This is a genomic window from Amycolatopsis sp. WAC 01376 (genome assembly GCF_003947415.1).
Lineage (GTDB): Bacteria > Actinomycetota > Actinomycetes > Mycobacteriales > Pseudonocardiaceae > Amycolatopsis.
Genome location: NZ_QHKL01000003.1, coordinates 1 through 23,615, shown reverse-complemented (window position 1 = coordinate 23,615; position 23,615 = coordinate 1). Strand labels below are relative to the sequence as shown.

Genomic DNA, 23,615 nt, shown 5'->3' with positions numbered 1-23,615 from the left:
CTGCAGTCCGGTCAAGCATGAACCGGAGCAGGGCGAGAAGTCTTCTCTCATGTTGTTGAAGGCGAGCCCGATAGCGAGACGCGGTGGGCGGCCGCGGCGAAACTCGTCCACCCCACGAGCTCGACCAGCTCTCGATCGCCAAGGCCCGCGGCGGTCACCAAAGCGTCGTCGACCTGATAAGGCGCCTTCGCCACCACCAAGGCCAGCCGGACCGCCGGATCGTCGAAGGCGTCCACCCACGAACGGCTCAGTCCGGGCGCGGAACCGTCCCATGTGGACAGTTCGCGCGCCACCACGTCCCGTACGGCCGAAGGCACCGCCAGCGAGGCGAAAGCCGACGCGGCACGGGAGAAGGCGTCCTCCATGATCGGATTCCCCGCGGCCCAGGAGAAATCCCTCGACCCTGCCGGAAGCAAGTCCAGCGACTCACCGGGCAGGGCCGCCGACGCCGGGCGAAGGAGCCGCCCGAGGACAGCCTTCGCCTTCGAACGTGCCGAATCCGGCACGTTCGGCGGCAGCGGCGACGGCCCGAGGAACACGCTCACCACCCGGTTCAGGTAGTGGAACGTGAAGGCGACCGCGGTCAGCTCCGCCCTGGCCGCCACGGACAACGCCCCGGCGAACGGATCCGCGACGGGACGCCCTTCCGCGGTCGCCGAAGCCTCCGAGGAGCGCCCGAGCGAATCCAGCGTCATCCCATGGACCTCGACACAGTACGGGCACGAGTTCGCCCGCGACACCAATGTCGCGACGACCTCCCGGTCCGCCCGGCTCGTCACCCCCGCCGCCACCAGCGATTCCCGCAGCATCACCCAACTCGCCGCGAGCACCGTCGGTGACGGCGAATGCAGTGCCACCGGCGGGGCCAGCATGCCGAATTCGCGTTCCAGCCGACGGTAGACGTCACGCACGAGCCCGGTCGCCCGGCCGTACGGAACCGGCCGGACGTACCGGACTTCGCGCAACACCCGTCTCAGCGCGAGTCTCACCAGTGCGGGGGCCATGTTCAGCTCCCGGCGACCAGCGACAGCTTGCTGACCGCCCGCCGTCCGGTGATCGAGCCGTCCGGCGCCGGCGCGCCGTACGTAACGTCGACACCGCGAGCCTGCAACGCCCGCACGATGCCCGGTACCGAACGTTCGGCCAGCGCCGCGATCGTCATCGCCGGGTTCACCGTCAGCGCGCCCGGTACGGAGGCGCTGTCGGTCACGAAGATCCCGGGATGGTTGCGGAGTTCGTGGTTCGGGTGCAGCGCCGAGGTCTCCGGGTCGTCACCGATCCGGCACGACGCCAGCGGGTGCACGGTGTACGCGCCGACGACGTCGTTGGTCCACGGCGACACCTTCGCCAGGCCGTCCTTCTCGAGGATCTCCTTGCACTCCGCGTCGGCCAGCGACCAGCCGTGCAGGGTGTTCGGCGTCGGGTCGTACTTCAGCGGGCCGCGGCCGAGCATCTGCTGGGAGATGCGGTACGCGTTGCCGGTGGGCGGCGGCGCGCCGAAGACGCCCTCGTTGTCGTCCTCGGTCATCAGGAAGATGGTCAGCCACGACGACCACTTCTTGAGGATCTCCTTCTTCTGCGCGCCGAACCACCGCGGCTCGTCACCGTCGGGCACCTGCGCGAGGATCGTGCCGAGCCCCGGCGGGAAGTACAACTGCTCCAGCGAGTACCGCTCGTACTCCGGCAGCGAACCGTCGAGTTTGTCCCAGTTCGCCACGGTCGGGCCCTTGCCGATGTGGTTGGCCTCGTAGACCTTGCCGTCCTCACGGGACAGTCCGAGCACCTCGCGGACGCGCTCCTCGTCGATGATCGCGGTGTTGAGCCGCTCACCGTTGCCGGAGAAGTACCGGCCGACCGCGTGCGGCATGGTGCCCAGCGCCGCCTCGGAACGCTGCAGGATCACCGGGGTCGCCCCGGCGCCCGCGGCGATGATGACGACCTTCGCGTCGATCGTCCCGCTGCCGGTCTGCGCCCGGTAGTCCGTGTCGTCGACGACGTTGAAGTGCACGCGGTAGTCACCGTCGTCGATCCGCTCGATGCGCTGGACCTCGTGCAGCGGCCGGATCTTCGCACCGTGCGCGAGCGCGGCGGGCAGGTAGTTGGTCAGCAGCGAGCGTTTCGCGTCGAACCGGCAGCCCGCCATCATGAAGTTGCAGTTCACACAGCGGTCGTTGTCCACCGCGACCGGCGCCGGGTTCGCGGTCCGGCCGGAATGGTCGCACAACGCGGCCCACAGCCCGCCCGCGTACGAGACGTCGTTCCAGTCCTGTGTGGACACCGGAAGCGAATCCGAAACCCGGTCGTACCAAGGCTCCAGGGTGTCCCGAGTCAGCACCGACGGCCACATGCGCCGACCGATACTGCCGTGGCGCTCGAACACGAACTTCGGCGCACGCGGCATCGCGGCGAAGTACACCACGCTGCCGCCGCCGACGCAGTTCCCGCCGAGCACGCTCATCCCGTCGCCGACGACGAAATCGAAGGCCCTGGTGTAGGACGAACCGAGCAGGTAGTCGTGCTCGAACTCCTTCGTCTCCAGCCACGGCCCGCGTTCCAGCACGGTGACCTTCGCCCCGCCCGCGGCCAAGTGGTAGGCGGGGATGGAGCCACCGAACCCGCTGCCGACGATGACGACGTCGGTCTTGTCGTAAGCGCTCATGCGGGACTCCCGGAAGGCGTGGTGTCGGGGTGGAGTCGCGCCAGTTCGCGACGGTAGGAGAACTTCGGGAACCGCCACAGGCCGTCTTCGTCCGGCGCGGTGTACCCCATGGCCAGCAGGCCGGGGTGCCCCTCCGCGATCGCTTCGGCGGTGTGCTTGTGCGCCGCGCTGTCGAAGGACATGTTGCAGAACAAGGCGAGACTGACCCAGCCGTCCTTCTCCGGATGCCCCGGCGCGGTCAGCGACCGTACGAGCGCCGTCCTGTCCACGAAGGACAGTGCGACGAACGACGGCAACCCCTCGTCGAGTTCGAGGTCGTTTTCCTTCGCGTAGATCTTCGCGTGATCGTTGAGGGCCTGCGCCAGATAGGGCAGCCCGACGGTCACCCCGGTCGCCTCGGTGTGCAGCAGTTCGAGCGCGCCGGCCACGACCGCGCCCGGCCCCGGCGAGGCGCCGGCGATCGCGTGATCCCCGGGGAACCGCTTCTCTCCCGGCAAGATCGTGTCCGCGTAGGCCTCCAAAGTGGACACCTTGACCTGTTCGTCCGAATCCACGGAACCTACCTCCTGTTCCTGGTGTGCACCGTCATCGGCAGCCCGCCGCGCACCCGCAGCGACAACATCGCTTCGGGGACCACGTCGTAGCCTGGGACCTTCCTGAGTTCGAGGTCGCGCAGGACCATCGTCAGCACGAAAACGGCCTCCATCACGCCGAGGCTGTTGCCGATGCAGAACCGCGGCCCCGCGCCGAACGGGATGTAGGCGTACCGGGGCCGCCCGCTCGGCCGGTCCGGATCGAACCGGTCCGGATCGAATTTCTCCGGCTCCGGCCAGAACGCCGGATGCCGGTGCAGGGTGAAGGGCACGACGACGACGTCGGCTCCGGCCGGGATGTGGTAGCCGCCGATCTCGTCGTCGGCCTGCGCCACCCTCGGCAGCAGCCACACCGGCGGGTACAGCCGCATGACCTCTTCGACGACCCTGGCCGTGTACGGCAACCGGTGCAGATCGTCGTGCGTCGGCAGCTGGTCGCCCAGCACCGCGTCGGCCTCGGCACGCAGTTTCGCCGCGACGCCGGGATGTTCGTCGAGCAGGTGGAACGCCCAGCCCAGGGTGCTCGCCGTCGTCTCGTGCCCGGCGAGCAGCAGGGTGATGAGCTCGTCCCGCATCTGCTCGTGGGTCCCGTCGGTCGCGATGAGGCGGGACAACACGTCCTCGCCACCCTCGACCGGGTTCGCCAGCCGCTGCTCGACGAGTTCCTCGGCGATCCGGCGGAGGTCGTCCCGGGATTCCCGGAACCGCAACTGTTTCTTCAGCGGGGCCCACTGCGGGACCATGCTCAGCGTCACCGCTTCGAACATCGCCTGGTCCTGCACGGCCTCGAACGAATGCCCCAGCGACGTGAAGCCGCCGAGGTCGGAATCGAGCAGGGTCTTGCCGAGCACGGCGAGCGTCAGCCCGGTCATCTCGTGCAGGATCTCCACCGGCCCCTCGGTGTCCCGCAAGCGTTTCACGAGGCCTTCGACCTCGTTCGCGACGACAGAGGCCTGCCGCGCGATCCGCTTGGGCTGGAACACCGGCTGGATGGTCCGGCGCTGTTTCTTCCAGACGTCGCCGTCGCTGGTGAGCAGCCCGTCGCCGAGCGCCCGCCGCGCCTCCTGGAGGCCGATTCCCTTGTGGTAGTTGGCCGCGTTGTCCGCGAGCACGTGTTTCGCCAGTTCGGGGTGGTTCACCAGGTACATCGTCTTGGGCCCGATCGCGATCCGGACGACGTCCCCGTGCGCCTCCGCCGAATCCGACATGAGCGCCAGCCGGTCGGTGAAGAGCTTCTTCAGCAGACCGAAGGTCGCCCGGCGCGGCGGGCCGGGCGGCGCGAGACGCGCCGCCCGGCTGAGTTCCGCCTCGTGGGTCATGCCGCCACGGCCCCGGTTTCCGGCTTCTCGGCCGGCTTCGGCAGGCTCGTGACGTCGGCCGACTTCGCCTGGTCGGCCTCCCACTTTTCGGTGGCCTTCTTGGAGAAGTGCAGGCCCCACAGGAACGCGCCGCGGATGAGGCAGACCAGCGCGGTGGCGAGGAACAGGCCGTACGCCACGTGGACCACCATGAAGAACCCGTAGGCGATCGCCACGCCCGAACCGAACAGGATCTGCGACGCGGGCTTCGACGGTGTCGTGCCGGGGTCGGTGACCATGTAGTTCGTGTAGAGCACGAACGCCACCCCGGTCATCATCCCGAGCGCGCCGGGAATCGCGGTGTCGAACAGCAGGCCACGGATGATCGCCTGCAGCGCGAAGGTGATCAGCCAGGCGCCGATCAGCCACATGCGCTGGGTCAGCATCGCGTTGAGCACCGTGCCCGACACGATGATGATGCCGACGATCAGCCAGCCGACCCACGAGTCGACCTGCTCGGTGAAGTGATACGGCGGCGCGATGCTCGCCCACGGGAACACCAGCAGGATGATCGTGATGCCGAAGTTCGACGGGTTCATGTAGTGACGGAGCCGGCCGCGCACCGGGGCCTGGAGGACCCACTTGGCGCCGACGGCGACCACGACGCCGAAGATCATGACCAGCACCTGGTCGTTGACGTAGGTCAGCATGTTCAGCGCGAGACCCGTGATATGCGCCGGGAAGAGGAACTCCACCAGCCCCTTGAACCCGTTGCCGCGGAAGCGGACCGGACGGCCCTGTGCCCGCGCCCCGATGATCTCCAGCAGGATTTCCGTGGTGTACGCCGTCGCCAGCGCGATGAACGGATAGGTGTAGGGCTGCTCGAATCCGAGCACGGTGTAGCCGATGATGTTGAAGACGGTGATCGAGATCGCGAACCGGCGAAGGGCCGTGATCGTCTTGTTGCTCTTGGGTGCGGTGAGTGTCTGCTCAGCCATGACGGTCACTTCTCCTTAGCCTGAGCGCCGAGCTGGAACGTGTGGCCGCCCGGGGTCAGCTGGACCTCCTGGGTGCGGATGGTCCCGGTCAGGTCGCGCCATTGCAGGCTCACCTTCACCGGCCCGGTGACCTTGCCGAGTCCGATCTGGATCTCGTGGCTGCGCTTGCCGGAGTGGCCGCTGCCACCGTCGACGCGGTCCATGTACTTCTTGCCGTCGGGGGTGACGACGGTGACCTGCGCGCCGATCGCCGCGGTGCCGGCCGCCTTGCGCGGACCGTCCGCCGAAGCCTTGTCGTGCAGCAGCTTCAGGTTCAGGTACGACCCGGCATCGGGACTGACGTTGTGGTAGAAGATCGGCTGCTCCCACTGGCGGGCCACGGCGAAGTCGAGCTTGCCGTCACCGTCTGCGTCACCGGTGGCGATACCGCGGGTGGGCACCGGGACGGCGAGACCGAGGCGCGGGGCCAGGTCGGTGTAGCGGCCGTCGGAACCCTTGGCCCAGAAGTGCAGGGTGTGGTCGCCGCCGACGTCGTCACCGGCCACCATGTTCGGCCAGAAGGACGGGTGCTTCAGCAGTTCGTCGTTCGACGTCGCCAGTTCCTGCAGCTGCGGCCACCGGTTGACGTCACCCTTGACGAAGCCGGTCGCCTGCGTGATCACCGATTCGCCGCTGTTGTTGTAGTCGGCGATCTTCACGTCCCAGCCCCAGCCGGACCACGCGGTGCCGGCCTGCGCGCTGCGGTCCACCCACGGTGCCTCGCCGCCCTGCAGACGGCCACGCAGATCCGCGGTGTCCTTGGCGGTGTTCATGAACTGGAAGTGGCTTTCCTCGATACCCCAGGACGTCGTGATATTGCTGACGTACAGGTCGTAGAGACCGTCGTGGTCGAGGTCGGCGAAGTCGACGCCCATGCCCTTGAAGGAGTCGTTGCCGAGCACCTTCGACTTCGGCTCGTTCGGCCCGCGGACACCCTTCACCTCGGCGAATTCGACGTGACCGGGGCGGGACTTGTTGTACAGCAGGCGGTCGTGCCCGAAGTCGTTGCCGATGTAGAGCTCCGGCAGGTTGTCCCCGTCGACGTCGGTCGCGCTGGCCGCGAGCGACCAGCCGCCCTGGGCGTCGGCCGGGATGGCCTTGTCGTCGAGCGCGAACGTCGCACTCGGCTTCGCGCCCTGCGTCGCGCCGGTGAACCGCAGGATGTACTTGCCACCCGCGTTGTCCGCGTGCGACATCGACTTGTTCATCTCGACCCCGCCCTGGACGCGGTCGTCCAGCACCGCGCTGTCGGGGAAGTAGTTGCCGATGAAGATGTCCTGGTGGCCGTCACCGTCGAAGTCACCGACCGAGGCGGCGTTGGTGTTCCACAGTGGACCGGAGTACTCACCGTTCTTGGAGTTGTTGCCCGGCACCAGTTCCACCGGCTCGTAGGCCTTGGGCTCGAGCTTCGTCGCGCCCGGCTTCGAGAGGAACAGGATCGGGGTCCGGCCCCAGTAGTAGGCCAGCAGGTCGACCCGGCCGTCCTCGTTGTAGTCCGCGGGCACACAACCCATGGGCGCGATGTACTTGCCCATCGGCAGCGGCGCCGCGTCGAGCGCGAACGGCGCGTAGCGGTCGCCGCCCTTGCCCGGCGTCGGGGTGATCACCAGCTGGTCGCTGCGCGGGTCGACGAAGCACAGGTCGTTCGCGAGCTCGTCCCCGTCGAGGTCGTTGACCGCGATCGCGGCACCGACCGAGGAGATCCAGGCCCGGATGTGCTCGTAGTCCTTGTTCACCGTCCGGATCGACTGGCTCTTCGCCGCCTCCGGCAAGGCGATCGTCAGCGGTTCGAACGCGTACTTCGAGGCCATCGTGTCGGCCTCGGCGGTCGAGACCGTGGGCAGCTGGGCCACCACGAACAGTCCCGCCATCAGCACCAGCGCCACGATGCCCGCAAGCTGCTTGCGGAGCCAGCCCAAGGTCGCGGTCATTTCCCTGCACCTCCAGAGTTGAGAACCTCGGCGGCGATACGCTGTCGCCAGGTTTCGAATGCCGGGAGTTCGCCGTCGACCACCACGGCCGGGCGCACCTCCTGGGTGATGGCCGCGGCCCGTTCGGCCGGCAGCCCGCAGATCGCCTGCGTGGCGACCTCGGTCTCGGGGATCAACAGCCCGGCGCGGACGCGGGCTTCGGCGGCGAAAGCGCTGCCCTGGGCCAGATTCCCGCGATGCTCACCGGCGAACTCGGCCAGCTTCCGCAGTTCGTCGCCGGTCACACCGCACGCGTAGGTCGAGGCGAGCCCGACACCGGCGTAGAGGTCTCCGTGCCGCCGCTCCGGGAAACGCGCGATCGTGTCGGCGACCAGATCGACGTCGGTGCCGCAGATGAACCACAGCGCCCGCCCGATGCCCTGGTCGATCGCCCTCGACGAGTAGCCGTCGTTTCCGGGCGGCCAGGAGAAGTCCGGGTCCTGGTACTGCCCGTCGATGTACTTCGCCGTCTTGAAGTAGGCCTGGTGGAAGCCGTACCCGTCGAGCACCAGCCAGCGCAGCAACGGGTCGAAATCCTCGGCGGACGGCCAGCGGAACCGCGGCAGCCGCGCCATCGCCCAGCCGACGCCGACGTAGATGATGTAGTCGTGCTTCTCGGCGGGACCGTCGAGGAAGTCCGCGATATGCCCCCGGCCGCCGCCCGGCAGGCCGTCCAGCATTCCGTATCCCATTCCCGCGCCTTCGTAGGCGAAGCCGCGGTACTTGACCGGAATACGCTCCAACCATTCTTCGGCCTGCCCGGTGGTACGCGCTTCGACCGCGTGCGCATAGCCGAGCAGGAATTTCTCACCGACGGTCTCCAGCAATTCCTGAGCGGCTGGGCTCTTCTTGTGGAAACCCCGCTTCTCCAGCGTGGTCTCGGAGACATCCGGCGTGATCATGCGACGTCTGATCGTGCGCCAACCATTGCCCAACGCACTCTCCCCCTAACGGGTGGATTCGAATTCTGGATTGGTTAAAGGCTCACACGCGCGACGAGGGCGCGGCTACTCCGCGGTTGCGCCCCGGTTCTCCCGGTTTGCGAGACCGGGAGAACGCGGGAATACCGTCGGTCAGGCCACCGCGCGCAGGTAGTCGGGTGCGGGCATGGTCATCCGGTTGCCCGCCGACGTCGGACCGCCGGCGAGGGTGATCGCCATCGGCGCGTCGGTCGGCCGGGGCGCGCGCATCGGCATCCGCAGATGCACCCGGCCGTACCGGGTGATGTCGACCCGGCCGGGCAGGGTGCCCACGGAGAACGCGGAGGCCGCGGTCCCGGCGGCGTGCTCGGCCACCCCGATCACGGTCCACCGGCCCTCGGGGACGTTCTGGATCTCGATGTCCGCCGACAGGACGTTCGCCCTGCCGCCGAACGCGACCGGGCCGCACTGCGGGATCGACTCGGCGAACAGTCCGATGAGGACACTCGCCGGACCCGCCCCGCGCGGGGTCTCGACGCGCACGCTGATCGTGCCGGTGCCGCTGCGCATCGTGGCGCTGCCCATTCCGGCGCTGTGCAAGGCTTCCAGTGTCGGGAGCCGCTGGAAATGCGGGGCCAGCGCGACGAGCAGTTCGCCGACCTCGGGGTCACGGTACCGGGTCGGGGTCATCCCGACCGCACGGGTGAAGCGGCTGGTGAAGGTACCCACGCTGCTGTAGCCGACGCTGCACACGATGTCCGACACCGTCAGCGATGTCGTCAGCAGCAGTCGTTTCGCTTCGAAGAGCCGGATCGCGGTGAGGTACCGGCCGGGGGTGACCCCGGTCGCCTTGGTGAAGATCCGCGAGAAGTGGAACGGGCTGACGAAGACTTCCGATGCCAGGTCGCTCAACGTGATCGGGTCGAAGTACCTCGCGTGCATCGATGAGATGGCCTGCAGCACCGCAGGTTGCAAGGGGGACGCCGGCTCGGGGGGCCGACCGGGTTCGGTGACGCCTTTCTCGTTCGCCGCCATGGCGACTGTTCGTAGCTGCATCAGACCAACCTCGGATTCGCTGTCGCTTTTCCTCTGCTGACAGCAAACGCGGCGGCGATTTCGGAGCACTCGACTCGCGATGGAGAGGGGGCCGTCCGGCGCAACGGCGACGAGCAAGAGGCCAAAGGGTCCTATCGCCGCATCAGACGCGGCGAAGGGCCCCTTCAGCCCATGATCGGCACAAGACTCAGACGGGGAGGTCGAGCACGCACTCGCCGACGCTCACCTCGGCGGGCCAGTCGAGTTTGAGGGCGCGGTCGACGCGGTCGCCGGCGTCCACCCGGACGGCGTGCGCGGCCAGCCCCATGGCGCGGGCGACGAGGTACAGCGTCTGTTGGAGGGCGCCGACATGGGCCAGCGTCGTGGCGTACGCGCCGCCGCCGAGCACGGACGCCATCCGCGGCATCCGCGCGGTCACGGTGATGAGCGCGGAAGGCCGCTGATGGTTGCCGCCGCCGATCATCGCCATGTCGAGCATCGCGTCGAGATCGGCCTCGTCGTCGTTGACGAGGACGAGCCGGTGCTCCAGCGGGTCGTAGTGGTAGATCCCGCGATCCAGCCCCGAGCACCGGTTGACCGAGACGTACAACTCCAGCTCGTACAGGCAGGCGACGCTGAAGTACGGCCGCTGCGAGGCACTGTGCGCGGGCCCGTTCGGGAGGTGCGCGGGCCCGATCGACCGGATCCGCGCGCCGCGGAACAGGAACTCGCCGATCTGTTCGGCGGACAGCACGCCCTCGGTGAATTCGGGGCAGGTGTGGTCGTGCTCCAGCAACGCCGTCAGCGTCGGATCGGTCTGCGCGCGGTCGTCCAGATCCGGCCGGTACAGCGGATAACCCGGCCCGGTCCCTGCCATGGCCTTGACCACCGGCGGTTTCCCGAGCCCTGGCAGATCGGCCGGGCCACCGGGCCGCCAGGTCCGGCTGGTGGTGTGGAACGACAGTTCGTCCGGGGACCACAGGCCGAGTTCGGGATCCTCGTCCTCGGCGAACCGGCCGTTTTCCCCGGCGGCCTGGACGACGCCCGCGGCGACCAGATACGACACGATCGCGCCGGCCACCCCGGCGTCGATACCCGTCGTGGACGCGATGTCCGCGACCGATTTCGCGGTCGCCAGAGTCGCCGCGACGTGCACCGCCCACGGTTGGGACAGCACGACGCGATAGCGCGCGGACGGCGACTCCAGCCCCATCCCGTCGGCGTCGGACCGCAGGGAACTGAAGCGGGACAACCGGATCGGGCGCGTGGGCGGGATCTCCGCCGGCGTGAACACCGGCGCGAGCACCACCGGGACCACGGACAGCAGCGGCCCCCGGCCGTCGGCGAGGCCGAGCGAGCGCACCACGGAACCGCCGAGTTCCTTGAGCGCCTGCCGCAGCGCGTCGGCGCCCTCGGCCGTCCAGCTGAGCTCGCCTTCGAGATCGGGCTCCCGCTCGACCGGCTCCCAGGACGAGGTCACGTTCGCGAGCGAGACCGGCCCCAAGGCCATCCGCCGCAACGATTCCCGCACCAGCGGTTCCGCTTGGCCGAACTCGTACTCGCCCCAGCGGGTGACGACCACCAGCGAGCCGTCCTCACCGATCTCGACAAGGCTGTCGTCGGTGAGCGACCACAAGGGGATCGTCTCGGCCACACCGCCGGGGGAATCTGTCGTCAACTGCTGCTCCAGCCGGATCTACAAGAACATGGGGAAGGGATTGAGCCGTTCGTACGGGGTCGGTTCGGCGAGCCTGCCCATCCGCACCGGCACGTCGAACAGCCGTCCGGGGGCGAAGCGGCTCCAGAACGGACGCAGCCCCGGAACGACCACCCGGACCACCGGGAGGTCGATGTCGGGCCTGGTCTGATCCAGCACGAGCGTCTCCATTCCCGATGCGGAAAGCTTGCGTACCAAGCTCTCGACGTCATCCCGGACATCGGGCCGCCGGACGAACTTGAAGTCCGCGGCGCGTTTCGCCGACCGCCCCGGCGCCGGAAGCAGGTACGGCTGGTTCGCGACCGTGGCGTACCGGAGCCATTTCGACGCGTCGGGGTCGTCGAGTTCGACGTCGTTCGGGAGCACCGCCGGGATCATCTGGTTGAGCTCGCTGACCGCCCTCCTCAGCGCGGTCCTGGGGTCCAGATGGGCACCGAAGCCCATCATGACGTTCTCGCGCGGCCCGGCGATACTTCTGGACAGCGCGACCATCACCGGCACGCCGAGGTCCGCGGTCAGGTCGAGCACCCACAGTTCCCGGCCGGCCCGCGCGTACTGGCCGACCATCTCCTCGGCCCACGGGTCGTCGAACGACGCGATGTCGACGCCGGGCACGGGAAGCCGGTTGTACCACCACATCGCGACGGCGTCGCGTTCGACGAGTTCGAGCAGCCCCTGCAGGATCGCGTCCTCGATGCTGCTTCCGGCCGCGCAGCCGTTGGAGTCCGCGCGCATCCCGGTGATCCCGCACTCCGGCGGCACCCCGTAGTAGAGGTACGCGGTCGGCATCAGTTTCCGGCGCTGCTGCGAAAGCGACCACAGCGGCGTCCAGTCGACGGCGGCCTCGGTGTCGAACCGGTCGGGGACGTGCTGGAAGTTCGCGTGTGCGGCGTTCCACTCGACACGGCCGTCGTACTGGCGCTCGTCGAAGAGCATGCACGAGTTCGGGTGGACGGCGTCGTCGCCGAGCGCGCGGAAGGTGTCGCGGATCCGCAGTTCGTCGCCCTGGTAGTTCGCCGAGAACCGTTCGATCGCCTCGCACAGCGCGCCGACCTCGGCGTCGATCGGGCTCGCGCCCTTGCCGCCGTTGTCGCCGCGCAGCCCGGCCTGCAACCCCGCCTCACCGCGCACGCGGCGCGCGACGTTCAGCCCGGAGCGGTACGCGTTCACGAATGCCGGCGCCCTCGGGTCGCGGGCGATCTCCTTGACGATGCCGGTGACCGGGCTGACCAGATGGCCGAAGCGGTCGAGCACCTCGACCGGGGTGAGCGTGCGGTGCCCGCCACCGCCCGACGTCGCCTTCTTGGCCTCCCGCAGCACGATCGGCTCGGCGGTCCGCGCGGCGACGATGCCTTCGTCCCCGCATTCGGGGCACTGCGGGCGCCGGCGCAGTTCGTGCAGCCGCCCCTGCAGGTCGAGGGTGTCCAGGATCCACACCGCCTGCTGCCCCGGATAGCGGTGTCCGGCCAGCCATTTGGACGCTTCGAGGGAGATCAGCTGCGACGCGGCCGCGGTCAGCGGCGGCACGGCGGGCATCGGGAACGAGGCGGGACCGTCGTGCCCGAGGACCTCCTGCACACATGCCTCCGCGTGCCGGTGCCCCCACAACCGGTTCGTCAGGCAGTGCCAGCAGCCGGACCGGCCGGGCTGCATGATCGGGCCGATCCACACCTGCGAACCCGACGGACGGGCCAGCAGCCACGGCCGCCCGGTGCGCCGGTGCTCCGCGTCGATCTCGGCCAGCCTCGGGTCGAGGTAGTCGTCGCACAGCACGATCGCCAGCTCGGACGCCGTCCCGACCACCTCGATGCCGCTCGCGGCCAGCGCGCTCGCGACCTGCGAGGTGTCGACGCCGCGGCCGATCGCGGTCAGGCTCGCCGTCGCCGGCTTCTGGCGGCCCGCCACCGCGGACGCGTCGAGCCCGCAAGCGTCCCAGTACGCGAGCGCGCGTTCGTCCCCGCTGACCTCTTCCGGCACGTGGACGGTGACGAGACCGGCCTCGACCAGCCGGGCCAGCACCCCGGTGACCTGTTCGGCGTTCATCCCGTCCGGGCAGGCGGACAGGAGACCGTCGAGGTCACGGGTGCCGTCGAGCAGGGCCGCCACCGACGCGACCTGCGCGCCGCGGATCGCGATGACCCCTTGTTCCGAGAACAGGTAGGCACCGTGGCCCTCGCTGATCTCCGCACGCAGATGCCGTTTGAACCCCAGACCGCCGCTGACCGAGCCGGGCGTGGACGATGCCTCGCGCATGAAGACCCCCATAGGTCGATTGGTCCTCGAATCCTGCTGCGCGGAGCCTTGTACCGGCCAGTGTCCGTTTCACGCTTCCGGCATGAAAAACCCACGTCTTCCCGGGACGCACGCACGCGGGACCTGGTGGACGGCTCACTGGCCCGGCGACCCGCCGCTCTGTCACTGTCGACGTACTGGGAAACAGCCCACGACGCGTATCGAGCTGGAGGGCGCTTGCGATGTACACCGGATCACGAGTAGCGGACAAGCACCACGGCTCGGCACCGAACCCGGCCTCGCCCGCGAGCCCCGTCCGTTTCACGCTCCTCGGCCCGCTGGAACTCGTGCGGGACGGGATCGACTACGCGCCGACGACGCCGAAGCTGCTGCAGGTGCTCGCCATGCTGGTGATGAGCCCGGGGAAGATCGTGCACATCGACACGATCGTGCAGGAACTGTGGGCGAACGACCCGCCGCGCAGCGTCCGCACCACCATGCACACCTACGTCTACCAGCTGCGCAAGTGCATCGACGAGAACGACCTCGCCCCGTACGGCGAGACCATGCTGGCCACGAAGCCGCCGGGATACGTGTTCCGGATCGCCCCGCAGCAGGTGGACGTCTTCCAGTTCCAGGAGCTGCAGCAGAAGGGCAGGGAGCTGCAACTGCGGGGCGAGCACGTCGAAGCGGCGAAGGCCTTCCGGTCCGCGCTCGACCTGTGGTCGGGGCCCCCGCTCTCGAACGTCCACTGTGGACCGGTGCTGTCGGCCTACGCGGTCGACCTCGTCGAACAGCGGCGCAGCACCCTGCACCTGCGGATCGAGGCGGACATCGCGGCCGGGATGCGGCACGAGCTGATCGGCGAACTGCGCTCCCTGGTCACCGCGAACCCGCTGGACGAGGCCCTGCACGGGCAGCTGATCCGCGTACTCGGCCGCAGCGGGCGGCGCTCCGACGCGCTCGCCACGTACCGTCAGGTGCGCGCGAGGCTCAACAACGAACTCGGCGTCGAGCCCTGCGACGAATTGCAGGTACTGCACCACGGCCTGCTTTCCGAGGGTGAACCCGCGTGAACCCCCGCTCCCACCACGGAAACGAAAGTGAGGATCGACGGATGAGCAGTCGTACCTATGGGCAGTTCTGCGGCCTCGCCCGCGCGCTGGAGATCATCGGCGAACGCTGGTCGCTGCTGATCGTCCGTGACCTCGTCCTCGGCCCGAAGCGGTTCACCGAACTGCAGGCGGGTCTGCCCAAGATCTCGGCGAGCACGCTGTCGGCGCGGCTCAACGAACTCGAGCAGTCCGGGGTGCTCCGCCGCCGTCTGCTCCCCCAGCTCGACGCCGCGGTGATCTACGAACTCACCGAATACGGCAGCGAACTCGACCAGGTCGTGCTGGACCTCGGCCTGTGGGGCGCGCGGTCGCTCGGCCGCCCGGCCCCCGAGGACGTGCTCACCAAGGACGCGGCGATCCTCTCGCTGTACACGACCTTCCAGAGCGAGAAGGCCAAGGGCGTCCAGGTCACCTACGAAGTGCGTCATCCGGGCGACATGGTCCTGCACGCGATCGTCGAAGACGGCGCGTTGAAGGTCGCGGACGGCGCGCTTCCCGGCGCCGACGCGGTCATCGAACCGCTGGGCCCGTTCATCAAGGATCTGCTGAGCGGGGACCTCACCGCCGCCGAAGCGATGCGAACCGGGAAGGTCCGTATCGAGGGCGCCTTCGAATACCTGGAACTGTTCACGGAACTGTTCCACATTCCGGCGGCACCCAAGGCCTCGCAGGGAATCGTAGTGCGCTGAATGGCCTAACGTCGCAGGTCGGATCAGCAATCTGGAGTAATTGAACCGCCGTTTCACGGGCTATCGTCAACTTCCGTCACCGGCCGGTCTTTCGCCCAAGGAGCCCCTTCATGGCCGCACTCGATTCGGATCGTCCCGGTCTCATCGCGTCGCTCAACGGTAAATACCACCGCGCCGCGCTCGGCGTCTTCGCGGTCGTGGTGGTGGCCCACTGGGCGGAACACCTGGTGCAGGCGTTCCAGATCTACGCCCTCGGCTGGAAGACCCCGGACGCCCGCGGCGTGCTCGGCATCCCCTTCCCCAAGCTGATCAGCTCCGAATGGCTGCACTACGGCTACGCCATCGTCATGCTGATCGCGCTGTTCGCCCTGCGCAAGGGCTTCGCCGGCCGCTCGCGGCAGTGGTGGAACCTCGCGCTCGGCCTGCAGTTCTGGCACCACATCGAGCATCTGCTGCTGCTGGTCCAGGCGCAGACCGGCTGGCGCCTCGGCGGCGGCACCGCGCCGAGCAGCATCATCCAGCTGTTCATCCCCCGGGTGGAACTGCACCTGTTCTACAACACGATCGTCACCATCCCGATGATCATCGCGATGCTCGTGCACCGGAAGGCCTCCGCCGCCGAACGGGAGCTCACCGGCTGCACGTGCTCGCCCGAAAGCCGGCGTGAGCTGGCGACAACGGCCTCGTGACCAGGAGGCTCTTCGCGCTCCTGGTCCTCGTGGCGGCGTGGTTCGGGGTCGCGGTGCTCGCCGCGGCCCCCGCTTCGGCCCACGTCGAACTCCTCTCCTCGAATCCCGCAGACGGCGCCCGGCTCACGTCGGCGCCGGCGCAGGTCTCGATCACCCTGTCGGAGAACATCGGCATCCAGCCGAACTCGATCAAGGTCGTCGACCAGCAAGGCACCGACGTGGTGTCCGGTCCGGTGTTCCAGCCGGGCGAGGTCGCCGAAGAGGTCGCCGTCAAGCTGGAGCCCGATCTCCCTGACGGCAGTTACCTCGTCGAGTACGCCTTCGTCTCGACCGACTCGCATCCGGTACGCGGCACGATCGCCTTCGTGATCGGCACCGGCCCCCTGATCACCTCGGCCGGTGCGGTGTCCGCCTCCACCGGGACCGATCCGGTGACCGACGCGCTGTTCACCACTTTCCGCTGGGGTTCCTTCGGTGGTGTCGCACTGCTCGGCGGAATGGTGTTCTTGCTGGTCTGCCGTCCGGGAGGCCGGACCGATCCGGCGGCGCGGAAGCTGATCACCACCGGACTGTGGCTCTCGGGTGTCACGGCCGTGGCCGGGTTCCTGCTGCAAGGCCCCTACGTCGCGGGCCGCGGGGTGGGCGCGGTCTTCGACCCGGCGCTGATCGAGGCGACCCTGCGGGTGGCGTACGGGAAGCTCCTGCTCCTGCGCCTGGTCGCGATCGTCGCGCTCGTCGTGATCGTGCGACGGCTGCTGGCGGGCGAGCTGCCGCAGCGGCTGCGCTCCCGCTACGAGAACCTCGGCATCGCGGCCGGGTTCATCGTGATGCTGAGCTTCTCCGCGACCGGGCACGCGGTGGCCGACAAGATCATGTTCCTCTCGGTCAGCGCCGACCTCGCCCACTTCGGCGCCATGGCCGTCTGGGTGGGCGGGCTGATCCAGCTGGCCGTGCTCCTGCGCGGCAAGCACTCGGCGGAGGAGGCCGAGCCGGCGCTGGCGCGGTTCCATCCGATCGCGACCTGGTCGATCGTGATCATGGTGGCCAGTGGCGCCTACCTCGGCTTCCGGCTGGTCCCGTCGGTGGAGGCGCTCTGGACGTCCGCGTACGGCATCGTCTTCGTGCTGAAGCTGACCGGGTTCGCCGCGTTGCTGCTGGTGGCGAACCTGAGCCGCGCCGCGGTCCGGCGCGGCATCTCCGGCCGCGGCGGCACCGGCGTGGTGACCGCCGACCTGCGGAAACTGCGGGTCAGCGTCGGGGTCGAGGTGCTGATCGTGGCCGTGGTGCTCGCACTGGCCGCGGCGCTGTCCTCGATGTCCCCGACCGGCTGATCAGCGCTCGATCTCCTCGTCCGGCGGGGCGAACGGCCCCCAGGTGAAGGCCCGGAGCCACGGCTCCGGATCGCCCAGCCAGTCCAAGGCGGCGATCTGGACCGGGCTGCGGCGCCCGGCGAGCGACCGGTACAGGTCGACCGGCCTGCCCGAGAGCACCGCGGCGACCGGTTCGGTACCGGCGATCCACGTCGCACCCTCGGTCTCGATCCGCATCCCGGGCAGTCCATGCCTGCCCAGCGAGCCGCCGAGGCCGCCGACGAGCACTTCGAAACCCCGCAGCCAGGCCCCGTGCGCCTCGGGCGGCGGCGCGCCCAGCGCGAACCGGAGATCGAGTTCGTGGGTGAAGGCGTCCATCACCATGATGTCGCCGCGGCTCTTGCCGTCACCGTCGACGGCGAGGAGCGCGTCGGCCTCGGGGCCGCGCTCGATCCAGAGCCGCAGCAATTCGGCGACCGACGCCGTCTCGGGAATCGGGCAGGCCTCGCCGCCGAACCGGGTGATCACCCGATCGCAGATCTCGGTCAGATGGGCGATCACGTCCCGGACGGTCCACTGTGGACAAGCCGGGACGGGCCGCCCGCCCGCGCTCGCGTGATCGGTGAGCAAGATCGCGATGTTCTCCCTGACCTGCCGATACCCTTCGGCCGCGGTCGCCGGATTCCAGCCAGGGACCCGAATTCGGCTGCTCGTCACGCGGCCACCTCCAGTAGGGGCAAGGGATGATCGTCCATTCTCCCATCGTTCACGGAAGCACCCTTCTTCTCGCTTGCGGCGGACCGTTCACCGCAAAGACCACCCACCCGTGGCGCATGTCGCCGAGGCTTCAGGCACACTGGTCGATGAAAGCCCCGTGTGGCAACGCCCGTGCGCTGTAAGAGAAAGCGCCCAATGGCGACACATCGACCACTGTGGAGGTGACCAATGGAGATGCCCGGCTTCGATCTGGCGTGGCGCGGATTCAATCGCGCTCAGGTCCGGGAATTCGTTCGCGAGGTGGAAGCCGAACTACGACGAGTGGAAGCCGAACGCGACGAAGCCATTCGCCGCGGCGAGGCGCTCGCCGCCAGGCTCACCGCCACCCAAGAGGAAAACCGCGAACTGAAGGCCAGCGTCGACCGGATCAGCCGCGTGCCGATCGCGCCGGACGCGTTGCAGGAGCGATCGCGCCGGATGCTGGAACTCACCCGCGAGGAAGCCGACGACATCACCGCCCGCGCCGCCGAAGAGGCCGCCAAGGCCGAGGCTGAACGGAAGCGGATCACCGAAGATTTCGAACGCGCCATGACGCTGCGCCGCGCGGAGGCGATGCGCGCGCTCGCCGCACAGGACGAAGCAGCGCAGGAGCGGGCGCGGAAACTGCTCGACGCCGCCGCCGAAGAGAGCGAACGCCTGGTCGCCGAAGCGCGGCAGGAGGCCGACGTGGCCCTCCGCCTGCGCGATGACGTGCTGAAACAGCTGGTCGGCTGCCGCGAACTGCTCACCGAGGCAGACTCGGTCCTGGCCGTTCCCGACTCGCCGAAACCGGAAGTGCCCGTTCAGCGCCGGAGCAGAGCCGAAGCTCGCGCCGGCGCCGAAGCGGCCACTTAGGCGTTGTCGCCGGAGGAGAACACGACGGGCCGGATCTCCATCGCGTTGATGTGCGCGTCCGGGATCTGGCCCGCGATCTCGATCGCGCGCTCCTTGCTGTCGCATTCGACCAGGTAAAAGCCGGCCAGATACTCCTTCGACTCCGCGAACGGACCGTCGGTGACCACCGGGACGCCGTCACGCACCCGGACCACCGTGCTCTCCTTCGGCTCCCCCAGCGCCTGCGTCCCGAGCAGTTCGCCGCTCTCGGTGAGCTTCTTCATGAAAGGGTCGATGCGGGCGACCACCTCGTCGCGCTCCTCCTCGGGAAGGGCGTCCCAGGCGGTGGGGTTCATGGTGATCATGATCATGTACTTCATCGGTGTTCCTCCTGGTCGTCCGGCCGGCTCCCCGGCCGCTCACGGGTGAGTCGGAGCCGCCGGATCGTCCTCGACATCCTGGCACCCGCGAATTTCGAGCTCCCCGGGCACATACGCGGGGTGGGTATAGTGGTCGCCGACGGGCGAAGGACGAGAGAACGGGTGTGCGATGACGGGCTACGGCAGCGAGCGGGAGGCCTATCTCAAGCGCCTGCGCCGGATCGAAGGGCAGATCCGCGGTCTGCAGCGGATGGTCGAAGAGGACAAGTACTGCATCGACATCCTGACCCAGGTGTCCGCGGCCACCAAGGCACTGCAGTCGTTCTCCCTCGAACTGCTGGACGAGCACCTCGCCACCTGTGTGGTCCACGCCGCCGCCGCGGGTGGTGAGGAGGCCGACCTCAAGGTCCGGGAGGCGTCCGACGCCATCGCCCGGCTGGTCCGTTCCTGATCAGGCCACACCGGCGAACCGTCGCAACCGCAGGCTGTTGGTGACGACGAAGACCGAGGAGAACGCCATCGCGGCCCCGGCGATCATGGGGTTGAGCAGGCCGAACGCGGCCAAGGGCAGCGCCGCGACGTTGTAGGCGAACGCCCAGAACAGGTTGCCCTTGATCGTGCCGAGCGTGCGGCGCGAAAGGCGGATGGCGTCCCCGGCCGCACGCAGGTCACCGCGCACCAGCGTCAGGTCACCCGCTTCGATCGCGGCGTCGGTCCCGGTGCCCATCGAGAGGCCGAGGTCGGCCTGCGCGAGCGCGGCCGCGTCGTTGACGCCGTCACCGACCATGGCGACCACGCGGCCTTCGGCCTGCAACCGCTTGACGACGTCGACCTTGCCGGTGGGCAGCACCTCCGCGATGACCTCGTCGATCCCCACTTCGGCGGCGACGGCCTTCGCGGAGCCGGTGTTGTCGCCGGTCAGCAGGACCGGCCGGAGCCCGAGCGCTTTCAGTTCCGCCACGGCCTTGGCCGACGTCGGCTTGACCGTGTCGGCGACGACGACCACACCACGGGCCTCGCCCTCCCAGGCGACGAGGACAGCGGTCGCGCCGCGGTCCTCCGCGGCCGTCTTGACCTGGGCGAACTCGGCGCCAACGGGGATGCCGTGCTGGTCGAGGAGAGCGACACGCCCGGCCAGGACGGTCTTGCCCTCGACCTCGCCTGAGACACCCAGGCCCTCGACGTTGCGGAACCCGCTGACCGGCGGCAGCTCACCCAGCCGGTCTTCGGCGGCCGTGACGATCGCGCGGGCGATCGGATGCTCGGAAGCGTGCTCGACCGCCGCGGCCAGCCGGAGCACTTCGGTCTCGTCGTCTCCGTACAGGTCGGTCAGGCTCATCTTCCCGGCGGTCACCGTCCCGGTCTTGTCCAGGACGACGGTGTCGACCTTCCGAGTGGATTCGAGCACCTCCGGGCCCTTGATGAGGATGCCCAGTTGCGCGCCGCGGCCCGTGCCGACCAGCAACGCCGTCGGCGTGGCCAAGCCCAGTGCGCACGGGCAAGCGATGATCAGGACCGCGACGGCGGCGGTGAAGGCGGCGTCCGCCCCGCTGCCCGCGCCGAGCCAGAAGCCGAGCGTGCCGACGGCGAGCGCGATCACCACCGGGACGAACACGGCCGACACCCGGTCGGCGAGCCGCTGGACGCGTGCCTTGCCGTTCTGCGCGTCCTCGACCAGCCGCGCCATCTGCGCGAGCCGGGTGTCGGCGCCGATGCGGGTGGCACGGACGACGAGCCTGCCGCCCGCGTTGACCGTCCCGCCGACGACGGCGTCCCCGGCGATCACCTCGACCGGAACGGCTTCACCCGTCAGCATGCTCACGTCGACGGCCGATCCACCGTCGGTCACCACACCGTCGGTGGCGATCTTCTCCCCCGGCCGCACGACGAACTCGTCGCCCGTCTTCAGCGCGCCGATCGGGACACGGCTCTCGACACCATCCCTGAGGATGGCGACGTCCTTCGCACCGAGTTCGAGCAACGCCCGCAGAGCGGCACCGGAGCGGCGCTTGGACCGGGCCTCGAAGTAGCGGCCTGCCAGAAGGAACGTGGTCACCCCGGCGGCGACTTCGAGATAGAGGTTGCCCGCGCCGGACCCGCGTTCCATGGTCAGCTCGAAGCCGTGCCGCATCCCGGGCACCCCGGCGGTGCCGAACAGCAGCGCGTACAGCGACCAGAGCGTGGCGGCCACGACGCCGAGTGAGATCAGGGTGTCCATGGTCGCGGCGCCATGGCGGAAGTTCGTCCATGCGGGGCGGTGGAACGGCCACGCGCCCCAGGTGACGACGGGGGCGGCCAGCGCCAGCGAGACCCACTGCCAGTAGGTGAACTGCCAGGCCGGGACCATCGCCAGCACGATCACCGGCACGGCGAGCACGGCGGAGACCACCAGCCGCGTTCGCAGGGAGGCGGCCTGGTCGTCGTCCTCATCGGGCTTGGGCGGCTGGGCCGTGTAACCCGCGGACTCGACGACACCCACCAGATCGTCGACCGAGACCGCGGCCGGGAAGTCGACCTGCGCCTTCTCGGTGGCGTAATTGACCGTGGCGGAGACGCCGTCGACCTTGTTCAGCTTCCGTTCGACCCGCGCGGCGCAGGACGCGCAGGTCATCCCGCCGATGGCCAGTTCGATCCGCTGGGATGTCACGACGCTCACGGCGTACCTCCCGGGTGGTGCCCCTGGTGTTCGCTGGTCGGCGGCGGCGGCGCTTCGTCCAGCGGCCCGACCGCGGACCCGATCGCCCAGGCGAGGGCGAACACCGCGACCAGAGCCGCGGCGAACGCCGACACCTTGACGACGGTGCTCACGAGACGAGCTGGTAACCGGCCTCGGTCACGGCCGCGTCGACGGCCTGGACGTCGAGGGGCGACTCGCTGGTGACGGTCACCTTGCCGCTGGCGACGTCCACGTTCACGGCGCTGACGCCCGCGATCCCGCCGACCTCCTCCGTGACGGACGAGGCGCAGTGTCCGCAGGACATGCCCTTGACGGTGTAGGTGGTTTCGGCCATCGGTACGAACTCCTCTACGGGACGGGCGAAGCGATCACTTCCTTTATACCCCGTGGGGGTAGGGGTTTGCACAGAGGGTGCGGGCACACTGCGGAAATGAGGAAGATCTCCGCCATCGGCATCGGCGCCGGCGACCCGGAACACCTGACCGTCCAGGCCGTCCGGCGGCTCAACGAGACCGATGTGTTCTTCGTCCTCGACAAGGGGTCGGAGAAGCAGGACCTGGTGGGCCTGCGCCAGGAGATCCTCGACCGCTTCGTCGAGCAGCCCGGCTACCGCGTCGTACGCGCACTGGACCCCGAACGCGACCGTACTCCTGACGACTACCGCAAAGCCGTCGCCGACTGGCACCGGCTCCGGACCGACGTCTACGAGAACATGATCGCGTCACTCGGGCCCGACGAGCAGGGCGCCTTCCTCGTATGGGGTGACCCGGCGCTCTACGACTCGACCCTGACGTTGCTGGACGCAGTGCTCGCCCGTGGGAACGTCGAGTTCGAGTACGACGTCATCCCCGGCGTCAGCAGCGTGGCCGCGCTGACGTCCCGGCACCGGACCACGATGAACCAGATCGGGCGCCCGGTACTGGTCACCACCGGCCGTCGCCTCGAGGCAGGCTGGCCCGCGGACGTGGACGACGTCTTCGTGATGCTGGACGCTCAGTGCACTTTCACCCAGTTCGCCGACACCGGCCTGGAGATCTACTGGGGCGCGTACCTCGGAACCCCCGACGAGCTCCTGCTCTCCGGTCCCCTGTCCGCCGGCCTCGCCGCGGAAATCCGCTCCGCCCGCACCGCGGCCCGCTCACGCAAGGGCTGGATCATGGACATCTACCACCTACGCCGCCCAGTGACGCCTCAAATCACGCGAGTTACGCCTCTAATCACGTGAGTGACGGCTTCAATCACGGGAGTTGCGTCTCTGATCACGTGAGTGGCGGGTTCAGTCACGTGGGTTTCGGGTTTGGTCGCCTGTGCCAGTCGCGTGACTCGCGTGTTCAGGGGCGTAACTCTCGTGATCCGGTGGACGGCACGCGTGTTTGTGTGGACGACACGTGTGATCAGGGGGACGACACGGCGCAGATCCCCCGCAACGACGTGTCGTCCGTCTGATCACGCGTGTCGTCCACCGGATCACGCGTGTCGTCCGTCTAATCACGGGTGCCGCGGGTTTCGGGCATGAAAAAAGGTCTGGGCCTGGGAGAACTCGGGGTTCTCGACCAGGTCCCAGACCTATTTTCAATGTTAGTCCGGCGGTGTCCTACTCTCCCACAACCCTTCGGTTGCAGTACCATCGGCGCTGTCAGGCTTAGCTTCCGGGTTCGGAATGGGACCGGGCGTTTCCCTGACGCTATGACCACCGAAACACTG

Annotated in this window: 22 protein-coding genes and 1 rRNA gene; 7 read left to right on the top strand and 16 right to left on the bottom strand. The window is 68.8% G+C overall.

The window, feature by feature from the left end; genetic code table 11:
- Positions 1–47 precede the first annotated feature (47 nt).
- The 10 genes from DMH03_RS16810 to DMH03_RS16765 all read right to left on the bottom strand — a co-directional run bounded on the left by DMH03_RS16810 (position 48) and on the right by DMH03_RS16765 (position 13,482).
- On the bottom strand, positions 48–1,004 hold the full coding sequence (locus tag DMH03_RS16810; RefSeq protein ID WP_125792991.1) for a carboxymuconolactone decarboxylase family protein: 957 nt from the start codon (positions 1,002–1,004) through the stop codon (positions 48–50).
- Positions 1,005–1,006: 2 nt separating this feature from the next.
- Entirely contained in the window at positions 1,007–2,659 is a 1,653-nt protein-coding gene (locus tag DMH03_RS16805; protein ID WP_125792990.1) for a GMC family oxidoreductase, read from the bottom strand.
- Complete coding sequence (locus DMH03_RS16800; RefSeq protein WP_125792989.1) at positions 2,656–3,213, bottom strand: DUF5987 family protein; 558 nt, start codon at positions 3,211–3,213, stop codon at positions 2,656–2,658. Before DMH03_RS16800 ends, DMH03_RS16805 begins: the two co-directional genes overlap by 4 nt.
- Positions 3,214–3,218: 5 nt before the next feature.
- Complete coding sequence (locus tag DMH03_RS16795) at positions 3,219–4,571, bottom strand: cytochrome P450 (protein WP_125792988.1); 1,353 nt, start codon at positions 4,569–4,571, stop codon at positions 3,219–3,221.
- Positions 4,568–5,548, bottom strand: coding sequence for an enediyne biosynthesis protein (locus DMH03_RS16790; protein ID WP_125792987.1), 981 nt, complete (start codon positions 5,546–5,548; stop codon positions 4,568–4,570). The genes DMH03_RS16795 and DMH03_RS16790 overlap by 4 nt, the downstream gene beginning before the upstream one ends.
- 5 nt (positions 5,549–5,553) lie before the next feature.
- Positions 5,554–7,518, bottom strand: a complete 1,965-nt coding sequence (locus DMH03_RS16785) for a CRTAC1 family protein (RefSeq protein WP_125792986.1) — start codon at positions 7,516–7,518, stop codon at positions 5,554–5,556.
- A complete protein-coding gene (locus DMH03_RS16780; protein WP_255431247.1) occupies positions 7,515–8,471 on the bottom strand; it encodes a DUF1702 family protein in 957 nt (318 codons plus the stop codon). The genes DMH03_RS16785 and DMH03_RS16780 overlap by 4 nt, the downstream gene beginning before the upstream one ends.
- A gap of 159 nt (positions 8,472–8,630) precedes the next feature.
- Positions 8,631–9,533: a helix-turn-helix transcriptional regulator gene (locus DMH03_RS16775; RefSeq protein WP_370310833.1), complete on the bottom strand. Its 903-nt coding sequence runs from the start codon at positions 9,531–9,533 to the stop codon at positions 8,631–8,633.
- 187 nt (positions 9,534–9,720) lie between these two features.
- Entirely contained in the window at positions 9,721–11,166 is a 1,446-nt protein-coding gene (locus tag DMH03_RS16770) for a SagB family peptide dehydrogenase (protein WP_125793943.1), read from the bottom strand.
- Between the two features lie 42 nt (positions 11,167–11,208).
- Positions 11,209–13,482: a TOMM precursor leader peptide-binding protein gene (locus tag DMH03_RS16765; RefSeq protein WP_125792984.1), complete on the bottom strand. Its 2,274-nt coding sequence runs from the start codon at positions 13,480–13,482 to the stop codon at positions 11,209–11,211.
- 221 nt (positions 13,483–13,703) lie between these two features.
- Here DMH03_RS16765 and DMH03_RS16760 point away from each other — a divergent pair, with 221 nt between their 5' ends.
- The 4 genes from DMH03_RS16760 (at position 13,704) to DMH03_RS16745 (ending at position 17,285) form a co-directional block, all read left to right on the top strand.
- A complete protein-coding gene (locus DMH03_RS16760; RefSeq protein ID WP_199748904.1) occupies positions 13,704–14,537 on the top strand; it encodes an AfsR/SARP family transcriptional regulator in 834 nt (277 codons plus the stop codon).
- A gap of 41 nt (positions 14,538–14,578) precedes the next feature.
- Positions 14,579–15,265 (top strand): winged helix-turn-helix transcriptional regulator, encoded by a 687-nt coding sequence (locus DMH03_RS16755; protein ID WP_125792983.1) that lies wholly within the window; start codon positions 14,579–14,581, stop codon positions 15,263–15,265.
- Between the two features lie 110 nt (positions 15,266–15,375).
- The gene (locus DMH03_RS16750) at positions 15,376–15,954 is read left to right on the top strand and encodes a hypothetical protein (RefSeq protein ID WP_125792982.1); all 579 of its coding nucleotides are present in this window, start codon (positions 15,376–15,378) and stop codon (positions 15,952–15,954) included.
- Positions 15,951–17,285, top strand: coding sequence for a copper resistance CopC/CopD family protein (locus tag DMH03_RS16745; protein WP_125792981.1), 1,335 nt, complete (start codon positions 15,951–15,953; stop codon positions 17,283–17,285). Before DMH03_RS16750 ends, DMH03_RS16745 begins: the two co-directional genes overlap by 4 nt.
- Here DMH03_RS16745 and DMH03_RS16740 read toward each other — a convergent pair whose 3' ends face one another.
- Positions 17,286–17,894 (bottom strand): maleylpyruvate isomerase N-terminal domain-containing protein, encoded by a 609-nt coding sequence (locus DMH03_RS16740; protein ID WP_125793941.1) that lies wholly within the window; start codon positions 17,892–17,894, stop codon positions 17,286–17,288.
- 315 nt (positions 17,895–18,209) lie between these two features.
- On the opposite strand from DMH03_RS16740, the gene DMH03_RS16735 reads away from it, so the two are divergent.
- On the top strand, positions 18,210–18,875 hold the full coding sequence (locus tag DMH03_RS16735; RefSeq protein ID WP_125792980.1) for a M protein: 666 nt from the start codon (positions 18,210–18,212) through the stop codon (positions 18,873–18,875).
- On the opposite strand, the gene DMH03_RS16730 is transcribed toward DMH03_RS16735, so the two are convergent.
- Positions 18,872–19,234 (bottom strand): YciI family protein, encoded by a 363-nt coding sequence (locus DMH03_RS16730; RefSeq protein ID WP_125792979.1) that lies wholly within the window; start codon positions 19,232–19,234, stop codon positions 18,872–18,874. The genes DMH03_RS16735 and DMH03_RS16730 overlap by 4 nt on opposite strands.
- Before the next feature lie 169 nt (positions 19,235–19,403).
- On the opposite strand from DMH03_RS16730, the gene DMH03_RS16725 reads away from it, so the two are divergent.
- Positions 19,404–19,685, top strand: coding sequence for a metal-sensitive transcriptional regulator (locus DMH03_RS16725; protein ID WP_125779764.1), 282 nt, complete (start codon positions 19,404–19,406; stop codon positions 19,683–19,685).
- On the opposite strand, the gene DMH03_RS16720 is transcribed toward DMH03_RS16725, so the two are convergent.
- Genes DMH03_RS16720 through DMH03_RS16715 form a run of 3 tightly spaced genes read right to left on the bottom strand, consistent with a single transcriptional unit; the run spans position 19,686 to position 22,245 of the window.
- On the bottom strand, positions 19,686–21,845 hold the full coding sequence (locus DMH03_RS16720; protein WP_233611588.1) for a heavy metal translocating P-type ATPase: 2,160 nt from the start codon (positions 21,843–21,845) through the stop codon (positions 19,686–19,688).
- A gap of 41 nt (positions 21,846–21,886) precedes the next feature.
- The gene (locus DMH03_RS42320; protein ID WP_199748903.1) at positions 21,887–22,042 is read right to left on the bottom strand and encodes a hypothetical protein; all 156 of its coding nucleotides are present in this window, start codon (positions 22,040–22,042) and stop codon (positions 21,887–21,889) included.
- Positions 22,039–22,245: a heavy-metal-associated domain-containing protein gene (locus tag DMH03_RS16715; protein ID WP_125792977.1), complete on the bottom strand. Its 207-nt coding sequence runs from the start codon at positions 22,243–22,245 to the stop codon at positions 22,039–22,041. The genes DMH03_RS42320 and DMH03_RS16715 overlap by 4 nt, the downstream gene beginning before the upstream one ends.
- A gap of 96 nt (positions 22,246–22,341) precedes the next feature.
- On the opposite strand from DMH03_RS16715, the gene cobF reads away from it, so the two are divergent.
- Positions 22,342–23,136 (top strand): precorrin-6A synthase (deacetylating), encoded by a 795-nt coding sequence (cobF, locus tag DMH03_RS16710; RefSeq protein WP_125792976.1) that lies wholly within the window; start codon positions 22,342–22,344, stop codon positions 23,134–23,136.
- 356 nt (positions 23,137–23,492) lie between these two features.
- Here cobF and rrf read toward each other — a convergent pair.
- Positions 23,493–23,609: ribosomal RNA gene (rrf, locus tag DMH03_RS16705) — 5S ribosomal RNA — on the bottom strand.
- Positions 23,610–23,615 lie beyond the last annotated feature (6 nt).

Bases quoted from the DNA above. Each gene is read 5' to 3' on its own strand.
- DMH03_RS16785 (WP_125792986.1), bottom strand. From the start codon at position 7,518: ATGACCGCGACCTTGGGCTGGCTCCGCAAGCAGCTTGCGGGCATCGTG.
- DMH03_RS16795 (WP_125792988.1), bottom strand. From the start codon at position 4,571: ATGACCCACGAGGCGGAACTCAGCCGGGCGGCGCGTCTCGCGCCGCCC.
- DMH03_RS16725 (WP_125779764.1), top strand. From the start codon at position 19,404: ATGACGGGCTACGGCAGCGAGCGGGAGGCCTATCTCAAGCGCCTGCGC.
- DMH03_RS16810 (WP_125792991.1), bottom strand. From the start codon at position 1,004: ATGGCCCCCGCACTGGTGAGACTCGCGCTGAGACGGGTGTTGCGCGAA.
- cobF (WP_125792976.1), top strand. From the start codon at position 22,342: ATGAGGAAGATCTCCGCCATCGGCATCGGCGCCGGCGACCCGGAACAC.
- DMH03_RS16790 (WP_125792987.1), bottom strand. From the start codon at position 5,548: ATGGCTGAGCAGACACTCACCGCACCCAAGAGCAACAAGACGATCACG.
- DMH03_RS16765 (WP_125792984.1), bottom strand. From the start codon at position 13,482: ATGCGCGAGGCATCGTCCACGCCCGGCTCGGTCAGCGGCGGTCTGGGG.
- DMH03_RS16775 (WP_370310833.1), bottom strand. From the start codon at position 9,533: ATGCAGCTACGAACAGTCGCCATGGCGGCGAACGAGAAAGGCGTCACC.
- DMH03_RS16715 (WP_125792977.1), bottom strand. From the start codon at position 22,245: ATGGCCGAAACCACCTACACCGTCAAGGGCATGTCCTGCGGACACTGC.
- DMH03_RS16750 (WP_125792982.1), top strand. From the start codon at position 15,376: ATGGCCGCACTCGATTCGGATCGTCCCGGTCTCATCGCGTCGCTCAAC.
- DMH03_RS16735 (WP_125792980.1), top strand. From the start codon at position 18,210: ATGGAGATGCCCGGCTTCGATCTGGCGTGGCGCGGATTCAATCGCGCT.
- DMH03_RS16760 (WP_199748904.1), top strand. From the start codon at position 13,704: ATGTACACCGGATCACGAGTAGCGGACAAGCACCACGGCTCGGCACCG.
- DMH03_RS16720 (WP_233611588.1), bottom strand. From the start codon at position 21,845: ATGACCTGCGCGTCCTGCGCCGCGCGGGTCGAACGGAAGCTGAACAAG.
- DMH03_RS16755 (WP_125792983.1), top strand. From the start codon at position 14,579: ATGAGCAGTCGTACCTATGGGCAGTTCTGCGGCCTCGCCCGCGCGCTG.
- DMH03_RS16730 (WP_125792979.1), bottom strand. From the start codon at position 19,234: ATGAAGTACATGATCATGATCACCATGAACCCCACCGCCTGGGACGCC.
- DMH03_RS16805 (WP_125792990.1), bottom strand. From the start codon at position 2,659: ATGAGCGCTTACGACAAGACCGACGTCGTCATCGTCGGCAGCGGGTTC.